Consider the following 6,685-nt stretch of genomic DNA (forward strand, 5'->3'; position numbering starts at 1 on the left):
AGCGCTCGACTCCAACTGTCACCAGACCACCTTAAGTACGCCACCGTGCCGTCCCCCATTAGGCTCATGACGTGCGTATCGCGAGGTTCTCGATGGGCGACCAGGTCGCCTTCGGCGTGGTGGAAGAGGGCGGGCAGGTCATCGCCCGCATCGGCGGCCACCCCTTCCACGGGGTGGAGTTCACCGGCGAGCGGTTCCCGGTCGCCGAGGTCCGCCTGATCGCCCCCATGCTGCCCAGCAAGATCATCGCTATCGGCAAGAACTACGCCGACCATGCCAGGGAGATGGGCGGCGAGCCCCCGGCGGAGCCGGTCGTGTTCCTCAAGCCCAACACGACCGTGATCGGGCCGTCGGAGGCGATCGCCTACCCCGGGAAGCTGACGGAGCGGGTCGACTACGAGGGCGAGCTGGCCGTGGTGATCGGCCGGCTGTGCCGTGACGTCCCCGCCGAGCGCGCGGGCGAGGTGATCTTCGGATACACCTGCGCCAACGACGTGACCGCACGCGACCTGCAGGCCAGGGACGGCCAGTGGACCAGGGCCAAGGGCTTCGACACGTTCTGCCCGCTCGGTCCCTGGATCGAGACCGAGCTCGACCCGGCCGACCTGGCGATCACCACGACGCTCAACGGCGAGGTCAGGCAGAACGCCCGCACCTCCCTCCTGCTGCACGACATCCCCGCGCTCATCGCGTACGTGAGCGCGGTCATGACCCTGCTGCCCGGCGACGTCATCCTGACCGGCACGCCCGCCGGGGTGGGGCCGATGTCCGTGGGCGACGAGGTCGGCGTGACCATCGAAGGAATCGGAACTCTCACTAACCGGGTGATCTCACGTGACTAGGGTGCGCTTCGCCCCTTCGCCCACCGGCATGTTCCACGTCGGCGGCGCCCGTTCGGCGCTGTTCAACTGGGCGATCGCCGAGCAGTCCGGCGGCACGTTCGTGCTGCGCATCGAGGACACGGACGCGGCACGCAACCGGCCCGAATGGACCGAGGGCATCATCTCGGCCCTCGCCTGGATCGGCATCAGCGGCGACTCGCCGCACTTCGAGGGGCCCTACTTCCAGTCCGCCTACGAGCAGCAGCACCGCGACGCCGCGGCCAAGCTGCTCAAGGAGGGCAAGGCCTACCACTGCACCTGTACGCGCGACGACGTGAAGGCCAGGACCGGCTCGGAGCACCAGGGCTACGACGGCTACTGCCGCGACCGCGGCCTGACCGAGGGCGCCGTGCGGTTCCGTACGCCCGACGAGGGCGTGACCGTGGTGGAGGACCAGGTCCGCGGCCGGGTGGAGTTCCCCAACTCGGCGATGGAGGACTTCGTCATCGTCCGCGGGGACGGCTCGCCGCTGTTCATCCTGGCCAACGTCGTGGACGACATGGAGATGCGCATCAGCCATGTCGTACGGGCCGAGGAGCACCTGTCGAACACGCCCAAGCAGCAGCTCCTGTGGGAGGCGCTCGGCCATGAGCCGCCGATCTGGGCGCACGTTCCGGTGATCGTCAACGAGAAGCGGCAGAAGCTGTCCAAGCGCCGCGACAAGGTCGCCCTGGAGTCCTACCGCGACGAGGGCTACCTCGCCGAGGCGATGGTCAACTATCTGATGCTGCTCGGCTGGGGGCCCGGCGACGACCGCGAGATCATGCCGTGGTCGGAGATGATGCCGCTGTTCCGGCTGGAGGACGTGAACCAGGCGCCGGCGTTCTTCGACGAGAAGAAGCTGCGGGCCTTCAACGGCGAGTACATCCGGGCACTGCCCCGCGAGGTGTTCATCGCCCGCTGCGAGCCGTGGCTCGACCCGTCGTGGGACCGCTCGGTGTTCGAGCGCGTGGCCGACCTGGTGCAGACCCGGGTCGCCGTGCTGTCGGAGGTCACCGCCAACGTCGACTTCCTGTTCCTCGACGAGCCCGTCTTCGACCAGGCGTCCTGGGACAAGGCGATGAAGCAGGGCGCGGCCGAAATCCTGGCCGGGTACGCCGAGCGGCTGGAGACGGTCGACTGGAACCCCGAGTCGCTCAAGACCGCCCTGGAGGAGGTCGGCCTCGCTCACGGGCTCAAGCTCGGCAAGGCGCAGGCCCCCGTCCGTGTGGCGATCACCGGCCGGACCGTGGGCCTGCCGCTGTTCGAGTCGATCGAGGTGCTCGGCCGCGAGCGCTCGCTCGCCCGGGTGCGTGCGGCCCTCGCCAAGCTGGGCTGACCAGGCCGAGCGACAGCGCGGCGCCGGCGGCCATGGCCAGCCAGACTCCCGTGGTGCCCATCCGGGAGCCGAGCAGGAAGGCCAGCGGCAACTGGACGGCGAAGCCCGCCAGTGTGGCCGCGAGCAGGCCGGCGCCCCGCCCGCCGGCCTGCAGCACGCCGCCGACGGCGATCAGCCCGCCGAAGGGCATGAGATAGAGCGGCATGCAGCGCAGGAACCACACGGCCTCCGCGGCCACCGCGGGATCGGCCGTGAACAGGCCGACGGCCGCCGGGGCGAGCGCGTTCAGCACGAGCGAGGCCACCAGCCCCGCGGCCAGGCCATAGCGCACCACGGGAGCGGCGTGATCGCGAGGTGACGACGGGCCGTCCGCCTCGCCGGCCCGCGAGGTGCGGATCATGGCCGCCTGCCGGAGGGCGTAGAAGGACATCACCCCGGCCATCATGATCTTCAGGCCGATGCCGTACCCGGCGAGCGCGGGCACGCCGTGCCGTCCGACGATGCCGGTCAGCGTCATGCCCACCAGCGCGCGGGCGAGGAAGTCGCCCGACATGGGCAGCCCGGTGCGCAGGATCGCCGCCGCGTCCGACCGGCTGACCGAGGCCTTCTCCGTCCCCGTCCGCGTACGCAGCCGCCGGACGAGCAGGAGGGCGGACACGGCCAGCGTGGCCAGGCGGGCCGCCACGGTGGCCAGCGCGGCTCCCCGCACGCCCAGGCCGAGCCCGTAGATCAGCAGCGGGTCCAAGCCGATCACGAGCGCGTTGCAGAGCAGGGCGGTCCGCATCGGCGTCCGGGTGTCGCCGAGTCCCTTGAAGACGCCGTCGACGAGGTTCTGCGCGTAGAAGACGGGAATCCCGGCGAACGCCACCGCGTAGTAGCCCGCGGCCAGCCCCACTGTCACGGGATCGTCGGTGAACAGGCGGGCGATCGGCTCGCGCAGCAGCACGCCGGGCACCGCCACGGCGAGGGCGAAGACGCCCAGCAACGCCCAGGCCGTACGGATGACCGGGGCCAGCGGGGCACGGCCGTCGCGCCGTCCGACCAGGACGGTCGTGCCCGTGCCGACGCACAGGATCACGCCGAGGGCCAGGTTCTCGGTCGTGGTGGCGACCGTGACCGCCGCGACGGCCTCGCTGCCGAGGCCGGAGACCCACAGCGTGTCGATCAGTCCGACGGCCACGACGGCCGTCAGGAGTTCGACGTAGACGGGCAGGGCGAGCCTGATCAGGCGCATATGTTCACCTCGGCATCCTGGGCACCTCGAATCGAGATACATCGAATAGAGGTATAACGATACGATGCCTCGATGGCAAGTGGTGACCTGGCGTTGACGATCCTCGGATTCCTCGACGAGGAGCCCATGCACGGATATGAGCTCAAGCAGCGGATCGCCGAGCTGAGCGGGCACGTCCGGCCGATCAGCGACGGCGCGCTCTATCCGGCGATCGCCCGCATGGAGGCCGCCGGGCTCCTTGAGCGGCACGAGGAGGAGGGTTCGGGCGCCGCCCGGCGTCAGGTGCTCACGATCACCGAGCGGGGCCGGGAGGAACTGCTCAGACGGCTGCGTGAGCCGTCCGATCTCGAGATCAGCGACCAGGCGAGGTTCTTCACGGTGCTGGCGTTCCTGTCCCGGCTGCCTGATCCCGAGGACCAGGCGCGGGTGCTGCGCCGGCGCCTCGCCTTCCTGGAGACGCCGGCGAGCTTCTTCTACCGCGGCGGAAAGCCCCTCAGAGCCGAGGAGACGCCCGATCCGTTCCGCCGCGGCATGATGCTCGTGGCCCGGGCCGTGACCGCCGCGGAGAAGGACTGGCTCCGGCAGGCCATCGCCGAGCTCACCCGGGCGTGACGGCTACAGGAGCCACTACAGGGGCCGCTACAGGGCCCTACAGCAGCCCGCGGCGGTCGAGCAGGGGAGTGATCTCCGGGTCGCGGCCCCGGAAGTCGCGGAACGCCGTCATCGAGTCGACGCTGCCGCCCCGGGACAGCAGGGCCCGGCGGAACATGTCGCCGTTCTCCCGGCGCAGCCCGCCGTTCTCGTTGAACCACTCGACGGTGTCGGCGTCGAGGACCTCGCTCCAGATGTAGGAGTAGTAGCCGGCGCTGTAGCCGCCCGCCCAGATGTGGGCGAAGTAGGTGCTGCGGTAGCGCGGCGGGACGGCCGGCAGGTCCACCCCGGCCTCCCGCAGCGCCCGCCGCTCGAACTCCTCCACGTCCTCCTCGCCGTCGTACGCCGTGTGCCAGGCCCAGTCGAGCAGGGTGGCGGCCAGGTATTCCAGTGTGGCGAAGCCCTGGTTGAACTTCTGCGTCTCCAGCATCCGGTCGACGAGGTCCTGCGGCATCGGCTCGCCCGTCTCGTGGTGCCGGGCGTACTCGGCCAGGATCTCCGGATGGGTCGCCCACATCTCGTTCACCTGTGAGGGGTACTCGACGAAGTCGCGCGGCACCGCCGTGCCGGAGAACCGGGGGTGGCGCACGTCGGAGAACAACCCGTGCAGCGCGTGCCCGAACTCGTGGAACATCGTGTTGACCTCGTCGAACGTCATCAGGGTCGGCTCGCCCTTGACGATGTTGAGGTTGTTGACCACGACCGGCCTCGTGCCCTCCAGGCCCGACTGCCGCACCAGACTGTTCATCCACGCCCCGCCCCGCTTGGAGGCCCTGGCGTGGAAGTCGCCGAGGAACAGACCCAGCGGGGAGCCGTCCTCGTCGCGCACCTCGAAGACCCGCACCTCCGGGTGGTAGCCGTACAGGTCGGAGCGCTCGTGGAAGGTGACGCCGTACAGGCGCGACGCCGCGTTGAAGACGCCCTTCTCCAGCACGGTGTTCAGCTCGAAGTACGGCCGCATGCGCCGGCTGTCGATGTCGTAGCGGGCCTTGCGCACCTTCTCGGAATAGAACGCCCAGTCCCACGGCTGGATCGGGTGGCCGGCGATCTCCTCCAGGTCGGCCTGCTCCTTGCGCGCGTTGGCCACGGCGGGCGGCACGAGCCGGTCGAGCATCTCCGTGACCGCCCGGGTCGTGCCCGCCGTCTGGTCGGCCAGGACGTACTCCGCGTGGTTCTCGTAGCCCAGCAGCCGCGCGCGCTCCCGGCGCAGGACCGCCATCTCCTTGATCAGCTCGGCGTTCGCCGAGCCCCGCCCGACCGAGGCCCGGTGGATCCGCTCACGCAGGGACCGGTTGGTCAGCTCGGCCAGGGAGGGCTGCCCGGTGGGCAGGACCAGCGTGATCAGATACTTGCCGTCGAGCCCGCGCTCCCTGGCCTGGTCGGCGAGCGCCTGGATCGCGTCCTGCGACAGTCCGTCGAGCTCGGCCGCGTCCTCGACCACGACCGCCCGCTCGTTGGTGTCGGCGAGCAGGTTCTGCTGGAACGTCGTGCCCAGGGCCGACAACCGCTCGTTGATCTCCCTGAGCCTGGCCTGGTCCTGCGGGCCCAGCGTGGCGCCCGCACGGGTGAAGTCGGTGACGTAGCGCTTCAGCAGCCACCGCTGCTCCTCGTCGGCCGCCTCGACCGCCTGGATGCGGGCGAAGAGCCTGGCGTTGAGGTGGATCGCGTCGGCGTGCTTGGAGAGCTTGGGCGTGACGTCCTTCTGGATCTCCTGGACGCCCGGCGTCGTGTCGGAGGACGCCTGGTTGAAGAACACCGCGGAGACCCGTTCGAGCAGGGCGCCGGACCTCTCCAGCGCCTCGATCGTGTTCTCGAAGGTCGGCGGCTCCGGGTTCTCGGCGATCGCCTCGACCTCCGCGATCTGCTCGGCCATGCCCTGCTCGAACGCCGGCGCGTAGTGCTCCTCCCTGATCTCCTGGAAGGGGGGCAGCCCGTAGGGCAGGGTGCTCGGGCTGAGGAAGGGGTTCGCGGCCGAGGTCATGGCTGGCGGCTCCTCACGTGGTGCTGACGGTTTCCCCCAGCCTCGCACAGGAGGATCCGGCCCTGGGCGCAGGAGGACCGCCCTTCTCCGGCGGGGAGGATCCGCCCTTCCGCCAGGGGATCGGCCCTGCGTACGGGGGATCGGATCACGAGATCGCGAGGCGCGCCGCAATCGTTTTGGTAGTGGGTCGCAAGCTGGGCTATTCTTTCGGAGTCGCAAGCGAGAGCCGCGAGGCCCCCGCGAGCAGATGGGGTATGGGGTAATTGGCAGCCCGACGGATTCTGGCTCCGTTAGTCTAGGTTCGAGTCCTGGTACCCCAGCTGGATCCCCCCAAGGGATTCTGCTGGAAACAGCGCAGTGCAAGGTCCCGTCGTCTAGTGGCCTAGGACGCCGCCCTCTCAAGGCGGTAACGGCGGTTCGAATCCGCTCGGGACTACTTCACTGCACTCGGCTCCGTCGTCTAGTGGCCTAGGACGCCGCCCTCTCAAGGCGGTAGCGCCGGTTCGAATCCGGTCGGGGCTACACCATCGAAGACCCTCGGCACCTTCCCGTGCCGGGGGTTCTCGTCGTTGGGGGCTCGCGCCGTTACGGACGCCGCGCCCCGCTCATGGCCCGCCGCG

General features: G+C 69.9%; 5 protein-coding genes and 3 tRNA genes. 6 read left to right on the forward strand and 2 right to left on the reverse strand.

Features of this window, described 5'->3' with window-relative positions; translation table 11 throughout:
- The first annotated feature begins 71 nt into the window (after window positions 1–71).
- Both FLX08_RS14275 and gltX read left to right on the forward strand, forming a co-directional pair.
- Window positions 72–842 carry a fumarylacetoacetate hydrolase family protein gene (locus tag FLX08_RS14275; protein ID WP_142619310.1) on the forward strand — a complete coding sequence of 257 codons (771 nt, stop codon included), beginning with the start codon at window positions 72–74 and terminating at the stop codon, window positions 840–842.
- 28 nt (window positions 843–870) lie between these two features.
- Complete coding sequence (gene gltX, locus FLX08_RS14280; protein WP_244312636.1) at window positions 871–2,199, forward strand: glutamate--tRNA ligase; 1,329 nt, start codon at window positions 871–873, stop codon at window positions 2,197–2,199.
- Here gltX and FLX08_RS14285 read toward each other — a convergent pair.
- Window positions 2,096–3,433, reverse strand: a complete 1,338-nt coding sequence (locus FLX08_RS14285) for an MATE family efflux transporter (RefSeq protein ID WP_167530411.1) — start codon at window positions 3,431–3,433, stop codon at window positions 2,096–2,098. The two genes, gltX and FLX08_RS14285, sit on opposite strands and share 104 nt — an antisense overlap.
- Before the next feature lie 72 nt (window positions 3,434–3,505).
- Here FLX08_RS14285 and FLX08_RS14290 point away from each other — a divergent pair, with 72 nt between their 5' ends.
- Window positions 3,506–4,045 (forward strand): PadR family transcriptional regulator, encoded by a 540-nt coding sequence (locus FLX08_RS14290; protein WP_142619313.1) that lies wholly within the window; start codon window positions 3,506–3,508, stop codon window positions 4,043–4,045.
- 37 nt (window positions 4,046–4,082) lie between these two features.
- Here FLX08_RS14290 and FLX08_RS14295 read toward each other — a convergent pair whose 3' ends face one another.
- A complete protein-coding gene (locus tag FLX08_RS14295) occupies window positions 4,083–6,065 on the reverse strand; it encodes a M3 family metallopeptidase (RefSeq protein ID WP_142619314.1) in 1,983 nt (660 codons plus the stop codon).
- A gap of 248 nt (window positions 6,066–6,313) precedes the next feature.
- On the opposite strand from FLX08_RS14295, the gene FLX08_RS14300 reads away from it, so the two are divergent.
- The 3 genes from FLX08_RS14300 (at window position 6,314) to FLX08_RS14310 (ending at window position 6,587) form a co-directional block, all read left to right on the forward strand.
- Window positions 6,314–6,385, forward strand: a tRNA-Gln gene (locus tag FLX08_RS14300).
- A gap of 43 nt (window positions 6,386–6,428) precedes the next feature.
- Window positions 6,429–6,501 (forward strand) — tRNA-Glu (locus tag FLX08_RS14305).
- A 13-nt stretch (window positions 6,502–6,514) separates the two neighbouring features.
- Window positions 6,515–6,587 (forward strand) — tRNA-Glu (locus FLX08_RS14310).
- The last annotated feature ends 98 nt before the right edge of the window (window positions 6,588–6,685 follow it).

Origin of the sequence: Microbispora hainanensis, from assembly GCF_006874475.1 — a bacterium.
Lineage (GTDB): Bacteria > Actinomycetota > Actinomycetes > Streptosporangiales > Streptosporangiaceae > Microbispora > Microbispora hainanensis.

Excerpts from the sequence above, each read along its gene's own strand:
- FLX08_RS14285 (WP_167530411.1), bottom strand. The coding sequence starts at position 3,433 with ATGCGCCTGATCAGGCTCGCCCTGCCCGTCTACGTCGAACTCCTGACG.
- FLX08_RS14290 (WP_142619313.1), top strand. The coding sequence starts at position 3,506 with ATGGCAAGTGGTGACCTGGCGTTGACGATCCTCGGATTCCTCGACGAG.
- FLX08_RS14295 (WP_142619314.1), bottom strand. The coding sequence starts at position 6,065 with ATGACCTCGGCCGCGAACCCCTTCCTCAGCCCGAGCACCCTGCCCTAC.
- gltX (WP_244312636.1), top strand. The coding sequence starts at position 871 with ATGTTCCACGTCGGCGGCGCCCGTTCGGCGCTGTTCAACTGGGCGATC.